22 protein-coding genes are annotated in these 22,052 nt (G+C 41.1%); 16 read left to right on the top strand and 6 right to left on the bottom strand.

Annotated features, from left to right (window positions below):
• Nucleotides 1-231: 231 nt before the first annotated feature.
• From M5F03_RS06385 to M5F03_RS06320, 14 genes are all read left to right on the top strand, one after another.
• Nucleotides 232-2,016 carry an IucA/IucC family protein gene (locus M5F03_RS06385; RefSeq protein WP_249707524.1) on the top strand — a complete coding sequence of 595 codons (1,785 nt, stop codon included), beginning with the start codon at nucleotides 232-234 and terminating at the stop codon, nucleotides 2,014-2,016.
• On the top strand, nucleotides 2,009-3,466 hold the full coding sequence (locus M5F03_RS06380; protein ID WP_308199813.1) for a lysine N(6)-hydroxylase/L-ornithine N(5)-oxygenase family protein: 1,458 nt from the start codon (nucleotides 2,009-2,011) through the stop codon (nucleotides 3,464-3,466). Before M5F03_RS06385 ends, M5F03_RS06380 begins: the two co-directional genes overlap by 8 nt.
• Nucleotides 3,466-5,301: an IucA/IucC family protein gene (locus M5F03_RS06375; RefSeq protein WP_249707522.1), complete on the top strand. Its 1,836-nt coding sequence runs from the start codon at nucleotides 3,466-3,468 to the stop codon at nucleotides 5,299-5,301. Before M5F03_RS06380 ends, M5F03_RS06375 begins: the two co-directional genes overlap by 1 nt.
• Before the next feature lie 54 nt (nucleotides 5,302-5,355).
• On the top strand, nucleotides 5,356-5,988 hold the full coding sequence (locus M5F03_RS06370; RefSeq protein WP_180078913.1) for a GNAT family N-acetyltransferase: 633 nt from the start codon (nucleotides 5,356-5,358) through the stop codon (nucleotides 5,986-5,988).
• Entirely contained in the window at nucleotides 5,985-6,377 is a 393-nt protein-coding gene (locus M5F03_RS06365) for a hypothetical protein (protein WP_078190999.1), read from the top strand. Before M5F03_RS06370 ends, M5F03_RS06365 begins: the two co-directional genes overlap by 4 nt.
• The gene (locus tag M5F03_RS06360; protein WP_249707571.1) at nucleotides 6,353-7,624 is read left to right on the top strand and encodes an MFS transporter; all 1,272 of its coding nucleotides are present in this window, start codon (nucleotides 6,353-6,355) and stop codon (nucleotides 7,622-7,624) included. The genes M5F03_RS06365 and M5F03_RS06360 overlap by 25 nt, the downstream gene beginning before the upstream one ends.
• A gap of 15 nt (nucleotides 7,625-7,639) precedes the next feature.
• Entirely contained in the window at nucleotides 7,640-9,907 is a 2,268-nt protein-coding gene (locus M5F03_RS06355) for a TonB-dependent receptor (RefSeq protein ID WP_249707520.1), read from the top strand.
• 111 nt (nucleotides 9,908-10,018) lie between these two features.
• Complete coding sequence (locus M5F03_RS06350) at nucleotides 10,019-11,239, top strand: MFS transporter (protein WP_249707518.1); 1,221 nt, start codon at nucleotides 10,019-10,021, stop codon at nucleotides 11,237-11,239.
• A gap of 235 nt (nucleotides 11,240-11,474) precedes the next feature.
• Entirely contained in the window at nucleotides 11,475-13,646 is a 2,172-nt protein-coding gene (gene mtlD, locus M5F03_RS06345) for a bifunctional mannitol-1-phosphate dehydrogenase/phosphatase (RefSeq protein ID WP_249707516.1), read from the top strand.
• A 190-nt stretch (nucleotides 13,647-13,836) separates the two neighbouring features.
• The gene (locus tag M5F03_RS06340; protein WP_233945348.1) at nucleotides 13,837-14,511 is read left to right on the top strand and encodes a 2'-5' RNA ligase family protein; all 675 of its coding nucleotides are present in this window, start codon (nucleotides 13,837-13,839) and stop codon (nucleotides 14,509-14,511) included.
• Entirely contained in the window at nucleotides 14,508-15,029 is a 522-nt protein-coding gene (gene cobU, locus M5F03_RS06335; RefSeq protein WP_249707511.1) for a bifunctional adenosylcobinamide kinase/adenosylcobinamide-phosphate guanylyltransferase, read from the top strand. Before M5F03_RS06340 ends, cobU begins: the two co-directional genes overlap by 4 nt.
• Complete coding sequence (cobT, locus tag M5F03_RS06330) at nucleotides 15,026-16,078, top strand: nicotinate-nucleotide--dimethylbenzimidazole phosphoribosyltransferase (protein WP_249707509.1); 1,053 nt, start codon at nucleotides 15,026-15,028, stop codon at nucleotides 16,076-16,078. The genes cobU and cobT overlap by 4 nt, the downstream gene beginning before the upstream one ends.
• Nucleotides 16,079-16,702 (top strand): histidine phosphatase family protein, encoded by a 624-nt coding sequence (locus M5F03_RS06325; protein WP_249707507.1) that lies wholly within the window; start codon nucleotides 16,079-16,081, stop codon nucleotides 16,700-16,702.
• Entirely contained in the window at nucleotides 16,699-17,445 is a 747-nt protein-coding gene (locus M5F03_RS06320) for an adenosylcobinamide-GDP ribazoletransferase (protein WP_249707505.1), read from the top strand. The genes M5F03_RS06325 and M5F03_RS06320 overlap by 4 nt, the downstream gene beginning before the upstream one ends.
• A 67-nt stretch (nucleotides 17,446-17,512) precedes the next feature.
• On the opposite strand, the gene M5F03_RS06315 is transcribed toward M5F03_RS06320, so the two are convergent.
• Together M5F03_RS06315 and M5F03_RS06310 are read right to left on the bottom strand one after the other, a co-directional pair.
• On the bottom strand, nucleotides 17,513-18,223 hold the full coding sequence (locus M5F03_RS06315; protein ID WP_180078902.1) for an LrgB family protein: 711 nt from the start codon (nucleotides 18,221-18,223) through the stop codon (nucleotides 17,513-17,515).
• Nucleotides 18,220-18,672, bottom strand: a complete 453-nt coding sequence (locus tag M5F03_RS06310) for a CidA/LrgA family protein (protein WP_168378650.1) — start codon at nucleotides 18,670-18,672, stop codon at nucleotides 18,220-18,222. Before M5F03_RS06310 ends, M5F03_RS06315 begins: the two co-directional genes overlap by 4 nt.
• A 97-nt stretch (nucleotides 18,673-18,769) precedes the next feature.
• On the opposite strand from M5F03_RS06310, the gene M5F03_RS06305 reads away from it, so the two are divergent.
• A complete protein-coding gene (locus M5F03_RS06305; protein ID WP_249707503.1) occupies nucleotides 18,770-19,669 on the top strand; it encodes a LysR family transcriptional regulator in 900 nt (299 codons plus the stop codon).
• Nucleotides 19,670-19,818: 149 nt separating this feature from the next.
• On the top strand, nucleotides 19,819-20,298 hold the full coding sequence (locus M5F03_RS06300) for a winged helix-turn-helix transcriptional regulator (protein ID WP_078191046.1): 480 nt from the start codon (nucleotides 19,819-19,821) through the stop codon (nucleotides 20,296-20,298).
• Nucleotides 20,299-20,380: 82 nt separating this feature from the next.
• Here M5F03_RS06300 and M5F03_RS06295 read toward each other — a convergent pair whose 3' ends face one another.
• Genes M5F03_RS06295 through tusD form a run of 4 tightly spaced genes read right to left on the bottom strand, consistent with a single transcriptional unit; the run spans nucleotide 20,381 to nucleotide 21,806 of the window.
• Nucleotides 20,381-20,692: a TusE/DsrC/DsvC family sulfur relay protein gene (locus tag M5F03_RS06295; RefSeq protein ID WP_111884335.1), complete on the bottom strand. Its 312-nt coding sequence runs from the start codon at nucleotides 20,690-20,692 to the stop codon at nucleotides 20,381-20,383.
• A gap of 48 nt (nucleotides 20,693-20,740) precedes the next feature.
• Nucleotides 20,741-21,028 (bottom strand): DsrH/TusB family sulfur metabolism protein, encoded by a 288-nt coding sequence (locus M5F03_RS06290; protein ID WP_180127683.1) that lies wholly within the window; start codon nucleotides 21,026-21,028, stop codon nucleotides 20,741-20,743.
• Nucleotides 21,029-21,041: 13 nt separating this feature from the next.
• Nucleotides 21,042-21,392, bottom strand: a complete 351-nt coding sequence (locus M5F03_RS06285; RefSeq protein ID WP_078193833.1) for a hypothetical protein — start codon at nucleotides 21,390-21,392, stop codon at nucleotides 21,042-21,044.
• Nucleotides 21,393-21,437: 45 nt separating this feature from the next.
• Nucleotides 21,438-21,806, bottom strand: coding sequence for a sulfurtransferase complex subunit TusD (gene tusD, locus M5F03_RS06280; RefSeq protein WP_180127681.1), 369 nt, complete (start codon nucleotides 21,804-21,806; stop codon nucleotides 21,438-21,440).
• Between the last annotated feature and the right edge of the window lie 246 nt (nucleotides 21,807-22,052).

The raw sequence follows: 22,052 nt of genomic DNA, 5'->3' as shown, positions 1-22,052 counted from the left end.
TAAATAAAAACAGAAAAGTTTATATTAAAAAAATTAATTTTTAAATACATAGAGATAAGACCAAATTTGCAATCCTGTAGCAAATTTTCACAAAAATGCAATTATTAACAATAATGATTATCATTAACATGGTTTCACGCTGGCCAGCGTACTAAGCATTATTTGCACAGTTAAAGAAACATAATTACATGACAAAGCTTGGAAAAGCTTAAAAATAGAGGATATGGTCAGATGAAAGAGCTTGCTAATCGCTTGGCGATGCAGCATCTTGTCAATGCATACTCACAAGAAACCGGTAAAGGTATTTTACTGGAAAAGTATCAACAGAATTCATCACAATTGACGTTTAGCCAAGGCTTGACGTTGTTATGCATCCCTTTAGATTGCATTCAATCACAGTTATTTGTACCACTATCTTATGTCAGCCTTGTTGGTAGACATCGTCTTGCAGATCTCCCACACGTCTTTAACAAGGGACAGAAACAGTCATTTAGTATCACCGCGATCGCGAGTTTATTACTTGAACAGCTCGTACAAGAGTCAGGTCATACACTGGATGCTTCATCATTATTAGAACGTTGGATCGAAAGTCGTGAAGCGCTTATTCAATTTTTGACACTACGTGAACATGATTTTGAGGCTTTGGTCCAAGCGGAACAAAGTTTCATTGAATCGGAACAAGCTTTAATTTTAGGGCACAGCATGCATCCTGCACCGAAAAGTCGGGTCGGTTTTGTGCATGAAGATTGGGAAAGGTATTCGCCAGAAGCCAAAGGTCTCAGCCAACTGCATTATTGGTTGGTAGCTCCAGAATATATTCAAGAAAGTTCAGCTTTAGAGCAAGCTGTATCAGCGCAATTGAAAAGCGAATTGCAATGGCATTTATCAGAAACTGATCAAGCACTACTGAATGCCTATTCACATTATAAGTTATTGCCTTTGCATCCTTGGCAAGCACGTTATTTACAGTCAAAAGCATGGTTTAAAAACTTAAAAACCAAATTAAAAATTATCGATTTTGGCGAGAAAGGTTGGGCATTTTCACCAACAACTTCGGTACGCACTATGGCAAGTTTTGCAGCGCCGTGGATGTTGAAACCATCACTATCTGTAATGATCACCAATTCAATCCGAGTTAATCTTGCCAAAGAATGCCACCGTGGTGAAATGACCCATCGACTTTGGCATTCAAGTCTCGGTGAACGTATTTTAAAACAATGCCCAACGCTCAAAGCGGTGAATGATCCTGCATGGATGGCATTGAACATAGATGATGAAATCGTCGATGAAACTATTTGCATCTTCCGTGATCAGCCTTTTAGTGAAAAGCAGCAGGTGAGTTGTATTGCATCATTATGCCAAGATCATCCAGCACAGCCGAAAAGCCGTTTTAATGCCTTATTTGAACAAATAGCAAAACAACAACCTGAACTTGATCAAAGCGCCATTGCGATCAATTGGTTTAAACAATTTTTGGCAATTAGTCTGAAACCACTGATGTATATGTACCATCAATACGGAATGGCTTTTGAATCACATCAGCAAAATGTCTTACTTGAGCTTGAACATGCAATGCCTAAATATCTATGGCTGCGCGACAATCAAGGCTTTTACTATATTGAAGAACTTGCAGGTGAAGTCTTAAGCGTATTTCCAGAGTTGCAAGAAAAAGCGCATGCCGTGGGTTCCAAAGCCTTTGTCGATGAGCGCTTTAGCTATTATTTCTTTGGTAATACTTTATTCGGCATTATCAATGCAATTGGTGCAACTGGATATGTCACAGAGCAAGTGTTGATATCGATATTGCAAAATGAACTTTTGGACTTACATCGGGCATATCCAGAAAGTTCATTGATTCCTTCATTACTGTATCAGCCGACCTTGCCGTATAAGGGTAATCTGTTGACGCGCTTGTATGAGCTGGATGAATTGATTGCCCCAGTCGATCAGCAATCGGTTTATGTACAGTTGCCAAATCCTTTATGTGTGGAACAGAAGGATGTGCAATATGCTTGATTTTATTGGGATAGGCTTAGGGCCATTTAACCTTAGTTTGGCGAGTTTGCTACATAAGCAAAATCATTTGCAGTATCAATTTTTTGAAAAGAAACCACAGTTCGACTGGCATGCGGGTATGCAATTGCCCAATACAGTACTGCAAGTGCCGTTTATGGCCGATCTGGTTTCCATGGTCGATCCAACCAGTCCTTTTAGTTTTTTAAATTACTTAAAGGCGCAGCAGCGTTTATACAAATTCTATTTTTTAGAACAAGCTCAGATTCCTAGACGTGAATATAACCATTATTGTCAATGGGTTGCAGACCAACTAGAGCATATTCAATATCAATCAACCGTAAAAGCCATTTATGCCCAAGAGCAAGGCTTTGAAGTCATGGTTGAACAAGATGGACGTTTTAGACGTTATCAATGTCGAAATTTGGTCATTGGTTCGGGCAATATTCCGCATTTACCACAGTGTCTAAAAGACATACAACAGCAATATCCGGAGCGCTGCTTACATTCTGCAAATTATTGCAATGCAGCGTTAAATCACTTGAAAGGGAATGTGGTTGTACTGGGATCAGGCCAGTCTTCGGCCGAAGTCTTTATGGATCTGTTTGATCGTCAATATTTGCAGGATCAGACGACAACAGCGCAGTTTAAATTGCATTGGCTGACCCGTTCTAATGGTTTTTTCCCGATGGAATATGCGCCGCTGGGTTTAGAGCATTTTAGTCCGGATTATACTACGCACTTTTATCAACTAAGTCCTGAAAATAAAGCCGAACAACTGAAACAACAAGGTTTGTTATATAAGGGCATCAGTGCAAAAACCATCCGTGATATTTACCAAAAACTGTATCACCGGAGTATTGGTCAAAATATTCAACAGACGCATTTACATGCTCAGGTGGGTTTGGTCGATGCCGAGCCTCATGGTGCGGGCATCCGTTTGCAGTTTCAGCATAAAGTCACGGCAGAACAATTCTATCTGGATGCGGACTTTGTCGTGGCTTCAACGGGATATCACAGTCCAGAGTGGCAATATCTCAAATATCTAAAACCGCTGATTCAATGTGATGAATTCGGTCGCTGGAAAATTAGTCAGGACTACCGCGTACAGCATGACGCTGTTGGGGAAATCTTTGTTCAAAATCAGGAAATGCACAGTCACGGTGTCGGGACTCCTGATTTAGGGTTGGGTGCTCACCGTGCAGCGATCATTGCCAATCAATTATTGGGTTTTAACTTATACGATTTAGGTGATCAAGCTCAAAGTTTCCAACATTTTTCACCCAGTGAAAATACTGAAATGCACAGTATGGGCATTGTGAAGAAATCAGCGCCAACCAATATCCAAAGATCTTTATCCGTAAAAAAAACCATTGCCAACTATGCAATGAACCGCAATACGACTATGCCGAATAAGCAAGAACAGAATGCGGTTAAACTCGAGAAATTATAATGACATTTGCAAAATTACAGATAAATCAAACGCAGTGGCGCCGTGCAGGGCAAAGACTGATTGAAATGGCAATTGCTGAGTTTTTATATGAAGAAATTATTCAGATTCAGCAAGTGGAAAATAACACTTGGCAACTTAAACTGGATGACAAAACCTATCAATTTGAAGCGACTCAGTTTCTGCTTGGGCACTGGCGTATTGTTGAAGGGAGTGTTCGAGAGTTAAGTGAATCGACAACAGAGCCCGCATGGAATCTGCATGAATTTATTCGCGCTTTTTCAAATCAAGCTGAGGTGAAACCATTTACCAAGGCATATTTGATTAAAGAAATGAACAATACATGGTTAGCAGAAGCCCATGTTTTTGATGAACAGCGATTGCTGAGTCATGCTGTCTTGTCAGCGCCACACTATCAAATTGAAGGCATGTTACGTGGACACCCATGGCTTATTATGAGTAAAGGCCGTATGGGCTTTGGCTATGATGATTATTTAAGCTCCGCACCAGAGATTTCTCCAACGGTTAAAGTTCTGTGGTTAGCTGTTCATCGTGATTTAGCTAAGTTTCGTTCTACCGAGGCTTGGGATGCGCAAAGCTTATATCGCCATGAATTAGACTCAGGACAATTACATGATTTTCAACAGCAATTAGCGGACAAAGCCTTAGATGCTGCTGAGTATTACTTTATTCCTGTACATGCATGGCAGTGGCATCAGTGGTTAATCCCGACCTATGCCAATGAAATCGTCGATCAGCGCATTGTAGAGCTGGACATTGGACAAGATGATTATGTGCCAATGCAATCCATTCGTACCTTATGCAATACCAGTCATCCTGAACGTCATTATGTGAAGTTACCTGTCAGTATCTTTAATACGGCGGTCTATCGAGGTTTGCCTTCAAAACGAAATTTGGCTGCACCTGCGGTAACCGCTTGGCTGAAGGACATTCAATATCATGATGTAGACCTGCAAAAAACACAGGTAGCATTTTTGGGTGAAGTTGCAAGTTTAACTTTGCAACAGCCATGTTTTGATCAGATAGACGGTGCGCCTTACCAATTTAAAGAATTGTTTGGGTGTTTATGGCGTGAAAGTGTAGAGCCATGTATTGGTGAACATGAGATGGCACTTTCCCAAGCCGCATTGTTACATCGAGACATAAACGGTCAATCTATTTTATCCGTGTTGATTCAGGCTTCAGGTTTGACGCCTTTGCAATGGCTGAAACGATTTGCCGAAGTTTGTGTAACACCGCTACTAATTTGCTTATACAAATATGGTTTAGCTTTTTCTCCGCACGGTGAAAACACCATGTTGATCCATGAAAATGGCTTACCGAAAAAAATGGTGCTGAAGGACTTTATTGATGATGTCAATTTAGTTGATGAAGATTTTCCTGAACTCGAAAATTTACCACCTGAAGGGCAAATTTTACTGCGCCATCCTGCTGAAGAACTTAGTCACTTTATCTTTACAGGTTTATTCATGGTGCATTACCGCTATATCTGTAATGTCTTCCTTGAAGATTATCCAGAGCATACAGAACTTGAGTTTTGGCAAACCATCTCCAGCGTGATCGACGAATTTCATCAAGCACATCCTGAATTGGCAGATCGTATTGAAAAATTCAGTATGTTCCGTCCACGTTTCGAGAAAATTTGTCTGAACCGCGTTCGACTGTTTACCACCAGTTATAACGACGAAGCAGAACGACCAGTACCTGTATTTTTAGATCAAATTGCAAATCCTGTGAGTCCAAGCACGTTAAATCACTGGGCAGAACAACAGCATACCGCCGAACAGAAAACGACAACCAACCGTATTGCGTCATAAGCAGATTTTTGAGCTAAGAACAGAAAAGATTAAACAAATTTAAAGGACGACATCATGACAACGTTATCACGACAACTACCTGATTTTTATGAATACCATGAGAATGAGACGCAATACTACTTACGACAAATGCAATATCCAGAAGATATGGCTTTGGTTCATAAATGGATGCATGAACCGCATGTGATTCCACAATGGCAGCTCAATAAGTCAGAAACTGAACTAAAAGTGTATTACGAAAAAATGCTGGCAGATGATCATCACCGAATTTTGATTGTAGGGGTAAACGGTAAAGATGTGGGCTACACAGAGATTTACGAGGGAAAACGGGATCGTTTAGGTTTGTACTACGACGGTGACGAGCTGGATCTAGGTTGGCATTTGTTATTTGGTGAAAAGTCCGTTTTTGGTAAAGGCTATTTACGTCCCGTCATGCGTTTATTGAGTTTTTATATCTTCGAAAATGCCGCATCAGCCAAGATTGTGGGAGAACCTGATCATAGTGTGAAGCCTTATGCCGTTGTGGTTGAAGACATGTGCTATGAAGCGCAGCGCCTAATCCCAATGCCTGAAAAGACTGCCATGTTGTATTACTGCTTTAGAGAAACTTTTTATGCAAAATTCGGTCATTACTTAAACGACTCCAAGGCATTTCAGCATCAGCAACTAGCTAAGGCGGTGTCATGAGTTATCGCTGCACCCACATGCACATACTGGACATGCGCTTTTCAGCGCATGTTTCAGTGGAAGAGTTTGAACAATGGTTGACTCAAGTTGAGCGCTTTTTTCTGAAAAGTCAGCCCTTTGTTTTGGTAATGCAAACGGCTGAGGGAACGACATTTCCTGAAGAATATCGGCAAATACAGGCCGTTTGGTACAAGAAGTTTAAACATCTCTTTTTTCAATATTGTTTGGGTCTGGTGCGTATTGCGCAAGATCCAGATGACTTCAAACGTTTAAATACACCCGCGCTGCATGCAGCGTGGCGTGTGCCTTATTACGTTTCATTAGAACAGTCTGATGCGCTGCAATGGGCAGTGCAGAGGTGGATATGCAACAACACTCAAGAAAATTAAATCATGCAATTTCACCATCTCAAATTTCAGTCCTGAGTTTGAGCGTCGTGATCATTTTGTACTTAGCACATGCATTGCCTTTGTATTTTTACAATGTGGCTTTGCCTGCTATTTTACGACATCAAGGGGTAGATTTACGCTGGATTGGCATGTTATCGCTGCTTTACATTCCATGGGCATTCAAGTTTTTTTGGGCGCCTTGGATCGATCAGCTCTATGTCAAAAAACTCGGTAAACGTAAAACATGGTTGTTGTTTACGCAAATCGCATTGGTACTGGGGGTACTGGTTTTAGCCTTTACGCAGTTTTCTTATGGGCTGACTTTATTTGTCATTGTTGGTTTATGGATTTCAACGTTTGCGGCAACGCAAGATATTGCGATTGATGGTTATACGGTAGAGAAATTTACCGAAGGCAATTACCGTCTGGGCAGTATGGCACAAAGTATTGGGGTGGCCGTCGGTAGTATGCTCGGTGGCGCTGCGACTTTATGGATTTACCAATATTGGGGTTGGCAGTCAGCGCTCACAACTTTAGCGCTGCTGACATTTTTAACCATGTTTGCGGTGTTTTTTATTCAAGAAAAGCCTCAAACTCAAATTGCCAAAGCCAAACCAAGCTTACGACAAGCGTTTAAACGACCAGAGATTCGTTGGGCCTTGCTACTCATTGTTTGTTATCGCGTGGTTGAAGCACCCGCAATGGCGATGCTCAATCCCATGTTGATCGATCAAAAATGGTCACTGTCTCAGATTGGGGTGTTGATGTCTGTGGTCGGTGCCGGTGTCGGCCTGATTGCAGCTGTTAGTGCAGCTGTATTGCTGAAAAAAATCAAAGCGACGCAATTGTTGGTCTGGGCAGGATGGTTACGTACATTGCTATATGCCGTCATTGGGGCAGCCGTTGTATTGGGATGGTTGAATCAATGGCATCTGCTTTTAGGTGTATTTGTCGTGTTGATGCTAGCCATTCGTTATATCGCCATGACATCACTCTATGCTTATTTCATGCAGACCAGTTCTAAAGAACAGGCGGGTACCGATTTCACTATATTAGTTTGCTTTGAATTGCTTGTGTACTTCATTGGCGGCGCATTTTCAGGTTTTCTCGCAAAATCATTAGGCTATGGACATTTTTACTTGGTATTGGCAATCGGCTCAGTAATCAGTGTCTTACTTAGTCAACGCATTGTTTTAAAAACACAAAATTTAAAAACTCAAACTCTTCCGACTCAATCGGAACTCTAAGAAATGGAAAAGAATATGAAACGTTTAGCTCTACCGATGCAACTGACTTGTCTCAGCTTAGCAATTTGCACTCAGCTTTATGCGCAAGACGTCACGACAGACACTGCACAAAATACAGCAGTTGAAACACAAACTGCAGAAGCCACTAAAATGGCACCGATTGTTGTGACGGCAACCCGTTCTGCGAAAAGCATTGCCGATATTGCGGGTACGGTGTACAGCATTCCTAAAGAAGAAATTGAAAAACAAGCCAATGCAGGTAAAAGCACAGCCGATATTGTCGGTTTATTGGTGCCATCACTGACTCCATCGAGTGGTACAACGTCTAACTATGGGATGACCATGCGTGGACGTGTGGTGCAATACATGATCGATGGTGTGCCGCAAACGGGATATCGTGATGGATCTCGACAACTGGCGAGTATTAGCCCGTCGATGATTGAACGAATTGAAGTGGTCTCAGGTGCAAGTAGTATTTATGGTTCAGGTGCGACAGGCGGTATTATCAATATCATCACCAAACGAGGTGGATCTGAGCCGCTGAGTTTTGAAACAAAAGTCGGTGTCACTTCTGGTAATAATTTTAAGTCCGATGCGTTAGCTTATGAAGCTGCTCAAACCATGAACTTTAATCAAGGCAATTTACGCGGAACTTTAGGTGCTAGCTATACCAAACGTGGTGAAATACAAGATAGCCATGGCAATCGTATTGGGCCTGAGATTGCGCAAACAGACCGTCAAGATACCGACACCTTAGATCTAAATGGTCGTGTCAGTTGGAAAATTGCCGATGGTCAAACGCTGAGTTTCGGTGCGCAATATTATAATGATGAGCAAGATAGTGACTATGGTCCAGACTATGGTCCAAATTTAAATGCGCTGCGCTCACAGCCCGTGGGTGGCAAGCTGCCGTTGTCATTAAATGCAGTAAAGGGCTTACAACTTGCTGAACAACCACAAACTGAACGTTATAGCGTCAACGCACAATATGAAAATCAAGATATTTTAGGCCACCGTCTAAATGCTGAAACCTATTATCGAAATGAAAAGGCACGGTGGTTCCCATCTGCACGTCAAATGGCCCCTGAACTCTTCTTGGTGTATCAGTCAGAAACCGATATCGATGTTTTAGGCGCGCGTGTTGCTCTACAAAAAGATCTTAACTTAAATGGTCGTGAACTGGGTTTAACCTATGGTGTGGACTATGAAAATGAAAAAGATCAACAAAATATCCAAATGTATGACAGCGCAACCTTTATTCAAAGTAATGGTTTGAGTTATCAGCCGTTTAACTACTATGCCTTTGGCCCAGATGTTGAAACAGAAAAACTTGGCGTATTTGCCCAAGCGCAATATGAATTAACCGACCAACTTGGCTTACAAGCTGGCATTCGCCATGAACGTGTAGAAAGCGATGTCGATTCATCTGTGCCTTATATGGAAGCCATCACCGCAGATTTAACCCCAGGCTATGTGGCGAAAACACTGAATGGCGGCAAAGTAAAACATGATGCAACGCTGTTTAATGTTGGCGCGGTGTATCACTTAACAGATGCACAGCAAGTGTTTGCCAATTTCTCACAAGGTTCAAACTTGCCCGATGTGCAACGTATGCTGCGTGATGTGCCAGCAAATTCTGTGATTAATAGCCAAACCATTGACCCGATTAAAGTCAATAACTATGAGCTCGGTTGGCGTGTACAAAATGCCGATAGTTTAAATGCCGGTGTGACGGCTTTTTATAATGACTCAGACAAGAGCCTGAAATTCGGTGCGCCGAATTACACCATTGATGTTATTGATACCGATGAACGTATCTATGGTGTCGAAGCCAATGCCAGTTATGAAGTTCAACCGAATTGGACGGTTGGCGGCACAGTTGCATATACCACGGGCCAATTTAAAAATACCCAAGGTGACTGGCAAGAATTAGATGCCATTCGTGTGGCACCTTTAAAAGGAACAGCATTTTCAGAATGGCAATTTGATAATGACATGAGCCTGCGTGTTCAAGCTTTAGCGATTGGCGGTACAGACAAAGCCCAAAAAGACGCTGTGAAATATGGATCTGCTCCAGCAGCGGCAATTAAAGGCTTTGCAACGATGGACGTGATTGCCAATGCAAAAGTAGGACCGGGTAATGTGGGCTTTGGTGTCTACAACGTGTGGAATACGGATTATAAGTCGGTATACAGCCAGTCGGTTGAAACTGTCTATGGCCCAATTTCTAGCCTAGCTGCTCAAGGTCGTACCTACGGTTTAAGTTATACGGTGAAATACTAATTTAAATCCTGAATCGGGTTTAAAGCACGGTATCGTGACTTACAAAATAGAGGTGGCTTAAGTCACCTCTATTGTTTATAACGTAGCCATTAAAAATGGATAACAAAAATAATGGATCGAAATAACAAACTGTTTATTGCTGCCAGTCTTGCCAATGGTGCAAGTTTCTCGATGATATTGCCGCTGTTGGCGCCATTGGTTCGTGAGTTAAAACTTTCTGAACTACAAGGCGGTGCGATGGTTTCCGTCGGTGCGCTGCTGATGGCTGTCGGTGCCATTTTCATTTCAAAAAATCAATCCAAGTTTTCGATTTATCAACTCTTGAGTATCGGTTTTGTGGGCATGGCTGTGACATGGGGGCTATTTACTGCAGTGTTGATGTATGGCCTTTCTGTGCAGATAGGGATGTTGCTGTTGTTTAGTTTACTAATGCTTTCACGTGCAGCCACTGGGGTATTTATGGCGATGCCACAGATTGCCTTACAAACTTATGTGATGACCCGATTTAGCAATGAGCAGCAGCGTTCACAAGCAATGTCAAAATTCGGTGCATTAAACAGTGCAGGCGTAATCATAGGGCCATTTCTAACAACCTTACTGTTGGGCTTTGGTGGAATCATGACGCCGCTTTGGGCAGCAATCATTATTTTAGCGTTGATTTCTGTGGTCTTGGTGTTCAGCTTTGACCGACATACCGAACAGCATAGCGTTGAAAAGCCAGTGACAGAAAAGCATGAGTCACCATCTACAGATTTGAGCATTCAGCAATGCTATCCATGGTTAATGTTGGGATTCAGTCTCTATCTTGCCATCGTGACCGTAAATTTAACGGCCGGGTTTTATATTCAAGACCGCTTTAATATGACTGCTGCAGAAGGCGCAGTGCATTTTGCAGAATGTTCTCTCGTCGTAGGTATTGCTTTGGTGATTATGCAAACGCTGATTTCTAAGTATTTAAATTGGTCCGTATATCGCTTACTGTGGGTTGGGCTGTTTAGCATGGCAGTAGCCTTGCTGATTTCGGTTTTCACCAATGAATTACGGATATTTCAAGCCACGTACCTGTTATATGGTATATCGGTTGCGTGTTTAATCCCTGCATTTACAACGGGTGCAGCGCAAACGGCGCCCAGTGCGTTACAGACCAAGGTGGCAAGTTGGTGTACAGCCACTCAGGCTTTGAGCTTTGTTGTTGGGCCACTGATTAGTACGGGTTTATATCAATGGCACAAAGAATTTCCGTATTATTTTTTATTTTTAGTGATGCTTGGTTTAATCGTATTCTTTTTATTTCAAACCAAAATTCAAACCGTGAAGCGAGTAACTGAGTGAAATATGCAGAGACTTGTATACTTACTTCAATAGGTCGGTGTGAAGATAGGACTATCCTGACAATAGTGGGTTTTGATTACATGATGTTACTTGATCGGTGATTGATCTTACAAAAAAGATGTTTAGAGCAAGCGATTTGATTAAAAAATAATCACAATTGTTTCATTAATTCTCAAAGTACTGAATCAATAGTTTTCTCCGTTATTCTTTTCACATAAAAAATAACGGAGGTTAAATGCTTAAATTTAATAATGATTTGGTTTTGGGCGCCATTTTTGATATGGATGGAACAATGTTTGATACTGAACGTTTACGGTTTCAAACATTGAAACAGGCATCTCTTGAATTGACCGGTGTTGAGTTTTCCGAATCATATCTGATGAATTGTTTGGGGCTAAGTGCACAAAGCGCGCATCGATTGGCCCAAGCCGAATATGATGAAAACATTCCATACGCAGATATTCGCAAACGCGCAGATGAATTAGAACTGGAGCATGTTCGTCAGTTTGGTGTACCGATCAAAAAAGGCTTGGTTCAAGTATTAGAACGCTTACGCAAGTCAGGACTGAGGATGGCCGTGGCAACATCGAGTCGCCGTGCAATCGCAGAAGAATATCTCATCAATGCCAATGTGTATAAGTTCTTTGATGTCTTAGTCTGTGGCGATGAAGTTGAAAATGGTAAGCCACATCCTGAAATATTCATGCGTGCTGCCGCAAAGCTGAATTTAAATCCTGCTGATTGTTTGATGTTTGAAGACTCGGAAAATGGTGTGACTTCGGCCTTTGAGGCTGGCGGTATTACCGTACTGTTTAAAGATATTAAATCGCCCAATCAAAACATGCTGTCCAAAGCCAAATATTATTATGAATGTATGTATGACTGTTTGACGGAACTTGACCCGTTCACTGCGCATTTAGAGATGCCGCATGTGCAAGAGGCTTTTCCACAAACCCTTAATCAGCTCACTGTCGGTATTCATGGTTTTGGGGCGATTGGTGGTGGTTATTTAGCACAAATTTTGTCGCATTGGGATGGTTATACTCGCCCGAAAAAAATCTATGCTTCGACACGTAACCCTTTATATCGCTCTGCGGTCAATGCATTTGGTACCTATTGTATTCGCTATGGTCAATTGTCTTATGACGAACGCATTGAAAACATGGCAGTCATTGATGCTGAAAATATTCAGCAGATGCAAGAGATGTACACAGAGTCAAGTTTGGTTGCCATCTGTTTGCCTGAAAAAGCGATTGCAGAAGAGGCCAAAACCATTGCACAAGGCCTGTATGCACGACATATTACACATGATGAGAAAGCCATCGAACCTCTAACGATGCTGATCATTTTGAACAAAGTCGGAGCAAAACAATTATTAATGTCACATTTAAAACAGGCTTTAACTGAGCTTGCTGGAGCGGTTGTTGCAGAGAAAATCATGCAACAACACTATTTTTGCGATACCGTGGTCAACCGCATGGTATCTAAGTTAAGTGACCAAAACTTATATCGTCAGCTCCGTATAAAATATAATATCTTCAAACAATTTCAATTAGATGAAGTTGAAGTGGATGCTCAATTAGACTTAGAAGATGCGACGAAATTAAATCCTGATCAGGAACGTCAAGCCACTTTATATGTTGAGGATATGCGCCGAAATTTCCACCCAAGTCATATATTGCAAAGCATGGATTTAATTTTATTTAACGCAGAATCTGACATGCCGATCTATGTAGAAAATAACAGTCCTTTGTTAGAAAAAATGCGTCAAATGATTTTGGTCGATCATATTGAAGATATTCAGCTAATCAAAAATCGCTTATGGAATGGCGTACATGCCATGTTGGCTTGGCAATCTGCACTGTTCAATCATCAAACCATAGGTGTGGCACTTGCAGATCATCGTGTTGATCAATTTATGCATGAACTCATTGACGAGGTGAAGGCTGGTTTAGCACTGCGCTTACCAAATCGTGCTTTTGATTTAACACGACTGGCAGAAAGCTTTATAAACTCTTGTGAACATGCGTATAAAGATCCGTGTGCGCGTGTGGCACGAGATCCTTTACGTAAACTTGCAATTAATGAACGAGTGTTGGGCTCGTTGGCGACCAATGTGAAATATGGACTGGAGACAACGCACCTACAGCAAGGTATTGTCTATGGTTTGATGTATGCCGTGAGTGTTAATCAATGTTCGATGGATCAGGCTATCAACTTTATCCGGTTGCAATTTTCAGAACTGAAAAAGACCAACGAGCTTGAACAACTGGAACGTATTGAACAGATTGAGGCCAATGTAATGATACAGTTGCAGCATTTTTCTGATCAGTCCACAGAGCAGTTTACATCTTGGAAAAACCATGCTGTAACGCAAGATCAGAAAGATACTGCGAAATTTGCCTAAAATATAATGCTTATCTGTGCGCAATATATATTGAATCAAAATGCTGAGTATGACTCGGCATTTTTTTCTTACAAAGAAGCTTTAGATGAATGAATTTCAGTTCTAACTGAATATTACTAAATCAAAATTGGGCAAAGTCTGTTTTGATTCATGCTTTAATAAAGCAGATTGAATTTAAAGTGATTTATCTGTGTTTCTAAAACCTTCAACGCAAGTCGTACCTACGCTCAATCAGGATTATCCCGATTGGCATCAAGGTCGTCATCACTATGCTTTGTGGTATATAGAAATACAGGATCCTGAATTATTGGCATATCTTACAGCACTTCGAGCGCAGTTTTCAGATCTTTTATACACGCCGAATACGCGCCAATTTCATATTACCGTGTTTATTTGTGGTTTTTTTCAAGAGCTGAATAAAACCCAATTATTCGATCATTCTGAACAACGATGGAATGATAATTTCTCAGCAGATGAATTGGCACTGCACCAACAACAACTTCGACAGTTATCGCTATCTAATATTCGGTTATGTACAGGTCAGATCAATAGCTTTCAAAGCGCGCTGTTTATTGAAATTGTGGATGTAGAGCGTAAGTTAGACCATCTACGTCAAGCTTTGAATTTAAGTTCGAATGAAATTGCACCAATCGAATATTGTCCGCATATCACATTGGGCTTGTATAAACAGGCATGGAATAGCGATGATATTTTTGAAAGAATCCAACAAATTGAACAGCACAGCTTTGATTTTGAAAGCGAGCAGCTGACTTTTGGTCATTATCAGGCTCAAGTATTACAAGGGGTGTTGAGTCCTTATTATCAACATCAGTTTAGACAAAATATAGAGATGGCACAGTCATGATTCATTTCATTTTGGGTGGGGCACGTTCAGGTAAGAGCCGACTTGCAGAACAAAAAGCCAAAGAAAGTGCTCAAGCCGTCATCTATGTGGCTACAGCACAAGCCTATGATGAGGAAATGCAGGAGCGAATTCAGCATCATCAAGCCGACCGTCCTGAGCATTGGGGCCTGATTGAAGAACCTTTGTATTTAGCCGACCGCTTATTTGAAATAGACCAAGCGCATCAAACCATTCTTATCGATTGTTTAACGCTGTGGATGAGTAATTTATTGCTGCATGAACAAGCAGACTTTCAACAGCATCAATGCCAAAAATTACTTAAGGTGCTGCCAACATTAAAGTCAGACATTATTATAGTCAGTAACGAAACTGGACTGGGCGTTGTTCCCATGGGGCAAATCAGTCGAAAATTCGTCGATGAATCTGGGCGCTTACATCAACAAATTGGTCAAATTGCTGACCATGTGGTGTTTTGTGTTGCAGGTTTTCCAATGATCTTAAAAGGAGATAAAGCATGAACTGGTGGCAAGAACCCTGTCAAAATCCGAGTATCGAAGCTAAGCAACAGGCGGTAAATCACCAGTTACAGCTAACTAAACCTACGGGCTCGCTTTCAGAACTTGAAAATGTAGCGGTGCAACTTGCATCATTACAAAACACAGATCAGCCCAATATCGATTTCCCATGGATTACCATCTTTGCAGGTGATCATGGCGTGATGGAAGAAAATATTTCGGCCTACCCACAAGTTGTCACACGCCAAATGCTACAAAACTTCACGACCGGTGGTGCATGTATTAGTGTCATTGCACGTGAGTATCAAGCCAAACTACAAGTGATTGACTGTGGCTCTGTAGGCGAAGCTTATGAATATGCAGGGGTAGAGCGCTACTGTATTGCAGCGGGTACAGCAAATTTTGCTAAAACTGTTGCGATGAGCGAATCACAATGTATTGAAGCGATGAATCTTGGCCGTAAAAGTGTTGAAGATGCTATCGCTGCAGGTGCGTCAATTTATGTCGCAGGGGAAATGGGCATTGGCAATACCTGCTCGGCCTCTGCTGTTGCATGTTTTTTATTTAATGAGCCGGCCGAAAAACTGACAGGTGTTGGTACAGGTATTCGTGCTGAACAATTGGCACATAAGAAACAAGTGATTGATCAAGCTTTAGCTTTACATCAGGCCTATGTCGGCCAAGATGTCTTTAAAGCCCTATGTGCTGTTGGTGGCTTAGAAATTGCCGCGATGGTTGGAGCATACATTCGCTGTGCGCAATTGGGGCTAGCAATGGTCGTGGATGGATTTATTAGTACGGTTTCTGCCTTGGTCGCTGTTCGTTTAAATCCTGCTGTACGTGAATGGATGCTTTTTGGTCATCAATCGGCTGAATATGGGCACCAGCGTTTACTTCAAGCCCTTGAAGCTGAACCACTCTTAAAGTTGAATTTACGTTTAGGTGAAGGCAGCGGTGCCGGTGCGGCATTGGGTTTAATTCGTTTGGCATGTCGTTTACATAACAACATGGCGACTTTTGCACAAGCTGCTGTGATTGGTGAAAAAGTTTAAATGGAACATTTCCGTTTAGATATATTGCGTCATGGTGAGACTGAACTAAGCCATACCTTACGTGGCTCTACAGATGATGCTTTGACGCAAAAAGGTTGGCAGCAGATGCAGCAGACCATAGATGATGTATTGAACGTCATACATACACACGGTTTAGCGAGCTGGGATGTCATCATTACTTCTGACTTACAGCGCTGCCGTTTATTTGCTTTAGATTTGTCTCAACAACTCAAATGTCCAATGTTTGAAAATGCGAAGTTTCAAGAAATTCATTTTGGCGACTGGGAAGCGGTATCAACCAAGCATATCTATGAAAACACCCCAGAGTTACTCGCACAGTTTTGGCAAAGTCCAAGCACATTTACGCCGCCGAATGCAGAAAGTCTTCAGCAATTTCAACAACGGATATTAAGCGGTCTAGATGAGCTAGTCTTGCAGGCTCAACAGCATCATTGGCACCGCGTTTTATTGGTTTCCCATGGTGGCGTGATTAAATTATTAAAATGTATGGCACAGCAAAGTCATTTAGATGATTTATTAAAAATGACTGCCGAATTGGGACAATTAAATTCATTCATTGTTCAAAATCGTACAAATATTCGTCTTTTGGGGCAAAGTGAATGACACCTTTTTGGATTGCTCTACAGTTTCTCACGACTTTCCCTATTCAACTTAAAGCGATGCCATCGAAACAGCAAAATGGACAGTCTTTACTGTTTTATCCTGCGGTGGGATTGCTGATCGGTGGCATTCTCGCCTTGCTTGCTTTTATATTTCACAGCCTGCCGATCGTCTTACTCACTAGTATTTTGCTTGTAGTCTGGATTTGGCTCACAGGTGGATTACATCTAGATGGTTTAGCCGATACGGCAGATGCATGGGTCGGTGGCTTTGGTGATGCCGAGCGTACACTTAACATCATGAAAGACCCTGCATGTGGGCCGATCGGTGTGTTGAGCCTCGTCGTGATTTGCTTACTCAAATGGTCGGCACTTTATGTTTTGCTACAACAGCAAATGTATTTGGCATTGATTGTATTTCCAATGTTGGGTCGTTTAGCCCCTTTATTTTTGTTTTTAACAACTCAGTATGTTCGTGAAAAAGGCTTAGGCTCATCGATAGCAGAAACTATTCGACGCAAGTCGGCATACATGGTTTTTATACTCTGCCTAAGTGCATGTTTGTATTTTAGCTGGCTTGGAGTGGTCAGTATTCTTACATTTATTTGTACTTTATTGTATTTGCGATGGAAATTTATTCAGCGTATAGGTGGTGTGACTGGAGATACAATTGGTGCTGCGATTGAAATCACAGAGGTGTCGAGTCTTTTAGCGTTTGTCATAGCACTACATTATGTAATTGCTTAGTTTTTACAGTGAAATGACTTAACTCCTGATTTAAAAAAAGCCCAGATACTGCACTGGGCTTTTTATTTTATCCCAACAGATAAATGACTAAATGAATAAGCGATGGCCCAAGCAATACCATAAATACTCCAGCAAGTACCATGCTCAAGCAGGCTGCAACACCTTCTTCTTTATGACGTGATAATGCTTTACTTGTACCAAATCCGTGTGCAGCATTGCCAAGAGCCGCACCTTGTGCAAAGCGTGAATGCAATTTAAGCCCAGCCAAAACTAGGTCAGCCATAGCCACGCCGGCAATCCCAGTAATCATGGTAAATAGAATCACCAATTCTACTGAACCTCCAATATTCGAGGTAAGTTCCATGGCAAAGGGCGTAGAAATGGAACGTGCCATTAAGCTATAAGACGTTTCTTGGTCAAATTGAAACAACTGTGCCAAATAAAAAGCACTAATAATCCCTGCTAACATACCAATCACGATGCCCAAACTAATGCTCAGCGCATGCTGACGGATAATTTGTCGATATTCATAGATGGGAATAGCAAAGGCCACAGTGGCAGGGCCGAGCATCCATACAATCCATTGGCTTTCTTGCATATAGGTGTCATATGAAATATGAAAGCAAAGCATGAGTATTATCAGCACAAACGGGACGAATAGTGCAGGGGAAAGAACCATATACGGTAACTTACGATGTAGCTTTTTCGCCAAAATATAACCGACAAGGGTCAGGACGAAAAACAATACAGAGATGCTGTTCAACCCAAAATCGTTCATAAGGTTTTACCTGCTGTGTTGACATTATGATCTGACGAAGTTTGGTATTTCGCTTTAAGTTTTGCCTCGAGTTTAAAGCCCCAATAAACCGTAAATGCTGTAAACACCATGACACAGACGGTACCCAGTACCACGGCTAAAATTAACTGCCAGCCAGAGCTGAGTAATAAATCTTGATATTTAATTAATCCAACTACACAGGGGATAAAGAATAGAACCAGTTCAGCCAAAATAAAATCTGAGCCTTGTTTGACCCACTGCATTTTAAATAAACCACTCAACAATGCGGCTAAAAGGAGCAATAAACCAATCACGCCAGCAGAGATCGGCAAGTTAAACCATGATTGAATGCAAGAGCCAATCCACCAGATCAATATCAATAAACTTAGCTGCGCTAAGGTCTTGAGAAACTGGGTAAATTTGGAAGTAGATTGTGGAAACGTATCCATGAGACGACAGCAGAATAGGAGATGACGCTATTTTAAAAGTGCATAACCTGTATAATTATGAATAATTAATTATTAATTATGCTTGAATGGAATAATAATGGACATTAAAAGCCTAAAAGTCTTTGTGACCATCGTACAAAAACAGAGTTTTAGTCATGCAGCAGAAGCGCTTTTTGTCACTCAGCCGACCATTAGTAAATTAATTCGTCAGTTAGAAGATGAGATCGGCGTGCCTTTATTTCATAAAGGTGAAGCAGGGCGTAAAAGGGAAGCGCAGCTCACCTATATGGGAGAGCAGATTTATCAGCATGCTTTAGTGATATTGAATGAACAACAACGGATGCTTGATACAGTCACCCAAGTTCGTGCCTTAAAACAAGGTAAATTGACTCTAGGTTTACCGCCATTGGCATCGGTGATGTTTAGTCAGTTAATCGCGCTGTTTCATAAAAAATACCCGAATATTGAATTGAGCTTTTTTGAGGTAGGGGCAACGGGTATTGAAAGTGCTATTTTAAAAAAACAGGTCGATGTGGGAATTATTTTGGGTCACTTGAAACCGGTGTTAAGTGGTATTCCAGTGATGGAGTCACCTTTATGTTTATTATCTAAAAAAAACTCACAGTGGCGTAAGCGAAAAAACGTTTCGTTGATTGAATTAAAAGAAGAATCCTTTTTATTGTATGACGATACCTTCACACTCAATGACATCATTATACAGGCGGCAAATTACGTCGGATTTGAGCCCAATGTAGTGTGTAAAAGTAGCCAGTGGGACTTCATCGCCAAAATGGTAGATTCAAATGTCGGGATTGCACTCCTGCCTAAAATTTATTGTGAACAACTTGATGCGGCAAAATACCATATGGCTGAATTAGAAAATCCAAACCTAGACTGGAAACTCAGTATGGCCTGGAATACCACTGTTGCCATGAGTCCCGCAACGCGTGCATGGCTAGAAATAATTGAGGACAATAAAGACAAAATACATTTTTAGTTCATTTACAGATCAAGCAGATAAAATGAATGCGTTGAAACGATGGTGGATTTATGATTTGTACATCAAAGATTATTGAAAAGGATTTTGCAAAATCAACAGGCATGAATTAAATTGGGTGTTGGTCGTTATTTTTGATGGTTCATAAAATGAAATGGGATGATATTGGTCAACAACCGTGTTCAATCGCTCGTGCACTTTCAGTGCTAGGGGATCGTTGGACCATGTTGATTATCCGTAATGCATTTATGGGCATTCGACGTTTTGATGACTTTCAACAAAATCTCGGTGTGACGCGTCATGTGTTATCTGACCGATTAAAGCGTTTGGTTGAAGAAGGTATTTTAACCAAAGTTGCTTATGTCGAGCGTCAGGAACGTTTTGAATATCGACTGACGCAAAAAGGCTTAGACTTGTATCCAATCCTTTTAGCTATGACCCATTGGGCCGATCAATATATGGATCAGGGCTTGGGATCTCCAGTTGAATATGTACATCAGGCATGTGGGCAAAAATTTAAACCGGTTTTAGTGTGCTCATGTTGTGCCGAGCCGATCCAAGCCAAACAGGTCAAACCGATATTTACCCAAGCCTATTACATCGCTCTCAACCAATTAAAACCTGCCTAAGCTGTTTTATGGCTTTCTTCAAGATGCTGATTTGCATCTATTTAGTCAAAATAGCCTAAGCGGTATTTAGATTGCTTTAAAATCACAAACAATTTGCAGGTTTAGGGATGCCCGCTAAACGGCTTAAATGTCGAGCGACCAAGCCCGTATTAAATTTGTCTTGTAACACCGCATTATTAATATCAGCGCTCACCGTTTTCATTAAAAATTTAATGAGTGGGCGAGTTGCCGGTGAGTGCCCAAACTGTTGATAAAACTGTCGTACAGCTTGTAAAACTTCAAAATGCCAAGGGCTTAACTCAAGCTCTAAACTTTTAGCCAGTTCTTGGGCAACAGCTTCATTCCAAATAGTGTAATCCACCAAATGGCCATCTTGGTCTAATTCAAGATTCATATTCATTCCAAAAGAGAAGATTGTAGAAATGGATCGCTTTTACTCAAATTATTTGAGTGAAATACATCGTTTAAATTTTAGGCATAGATCAGCAAAAGCGGCATAGTCGATCACTTTCATATGACTATAATTCATAGTTTTACCTAAAATTTCAGCATCATTTTCGAGTACATAACATGTGCCAAATTGCTGTATTTGTTCATGTGCAATATGTAAGACTGCTTCACCCATCAAGATGATCGCATCTTCAGGGTTGATTAAACTGGCTAACTGCTGGATGTGCTGTAGGGTATTGGCATAGCTGGCTTGGACTAAATACAGCGTAGAATTTGACATCATCATTCCTCTTTTACCAATACAACACATGATCAAATTGTTGAATTAATTCGGTATTAAATTGAACAAACTCAAGCTCTTGTTCACTGTTGATCACAAATGGATGCTGTGAATTTTTTTGTTCAATATAAATCGGGGTGAGATCATAAAATTCAAAGCTATCAACCATGTTGGATGCGAGTTTAAATGCATGCTTGAGTTGACTAAACTCTTGTTCGGCTTGAAGTAAGCTCAGCGCAGCATCTTTGAGCAACACTTTAACGTCACAGCCGAAGGTTGCAAGCACCATGGTCGCAGAAAGACTTTCATGTACTTGTAAGCTTGCAAGATTTGCATGGGTTAAAACAACCAGTACAGATTTCACGTAATTTTCCTTTTCAATGCTACAAATGCGCGGCAATCAAAATACTTAGAATTGCAATAAACGGTCTGCAGTTTGTACGGCATCGGCAAGTTCACCTAAGCCCACAAGTTCAAAATGCTCAGCTAGATTATGTTGCTGAATATTGTGACGGTGTGCATTTTCCTGATCTGTGATCCCACGTGCGAGCGCTGCACTTACGCAAACAGGTAAACGAATGCCTAGTTTTTGCCATTCACTGCTGAGTTTGCGCTGATCATCTGGCACCCATTGCAGGGCATTTGCGACATTTACACCATCTTGATAGAAAAAAACCCGAAAGTTTTCGCCTTTCTGCTTCAACGCTTGTGCAAGACCTAAAGCATGCCAAGCCAATATCGAAGTAGGTGAGGAGGTAATTAGTAATAGAGTACTCATCGAAATTCACTAAATGAATAAACGGTCTAGATCGACAGTTTGTTCTGAGTTCAGAAGAAAAAGCTAGTATACAATGATTTACTCAATGATCTGAATATTTGCACAGTTTTGCTTATTTAGGCGGCGAAGTCATTGCCAATTTTTCTTCAAATATAGCTATAGGTATACCTTGGGTTTATTTTGGATTCAGCCTCAAGCCATCACTTTTCATAAATAAACTGTGCGGTTACATACTGAAAAATCTTT

Origin of the sequence: Acinetobacter amyesii (assembly GCF_023499985.1) — a bacterium.
Taxonomy (GTDB): domain Bacteria; phylum Pseudomonadota; class Gammaproteobacteria; order Pseudomonadales; family Moraxellaceae; genus Acinetobacter; species Acinetobacter amyesii.
This window is presented reverse-complemented; position numbering and strand designations above follow the sequence as displayed.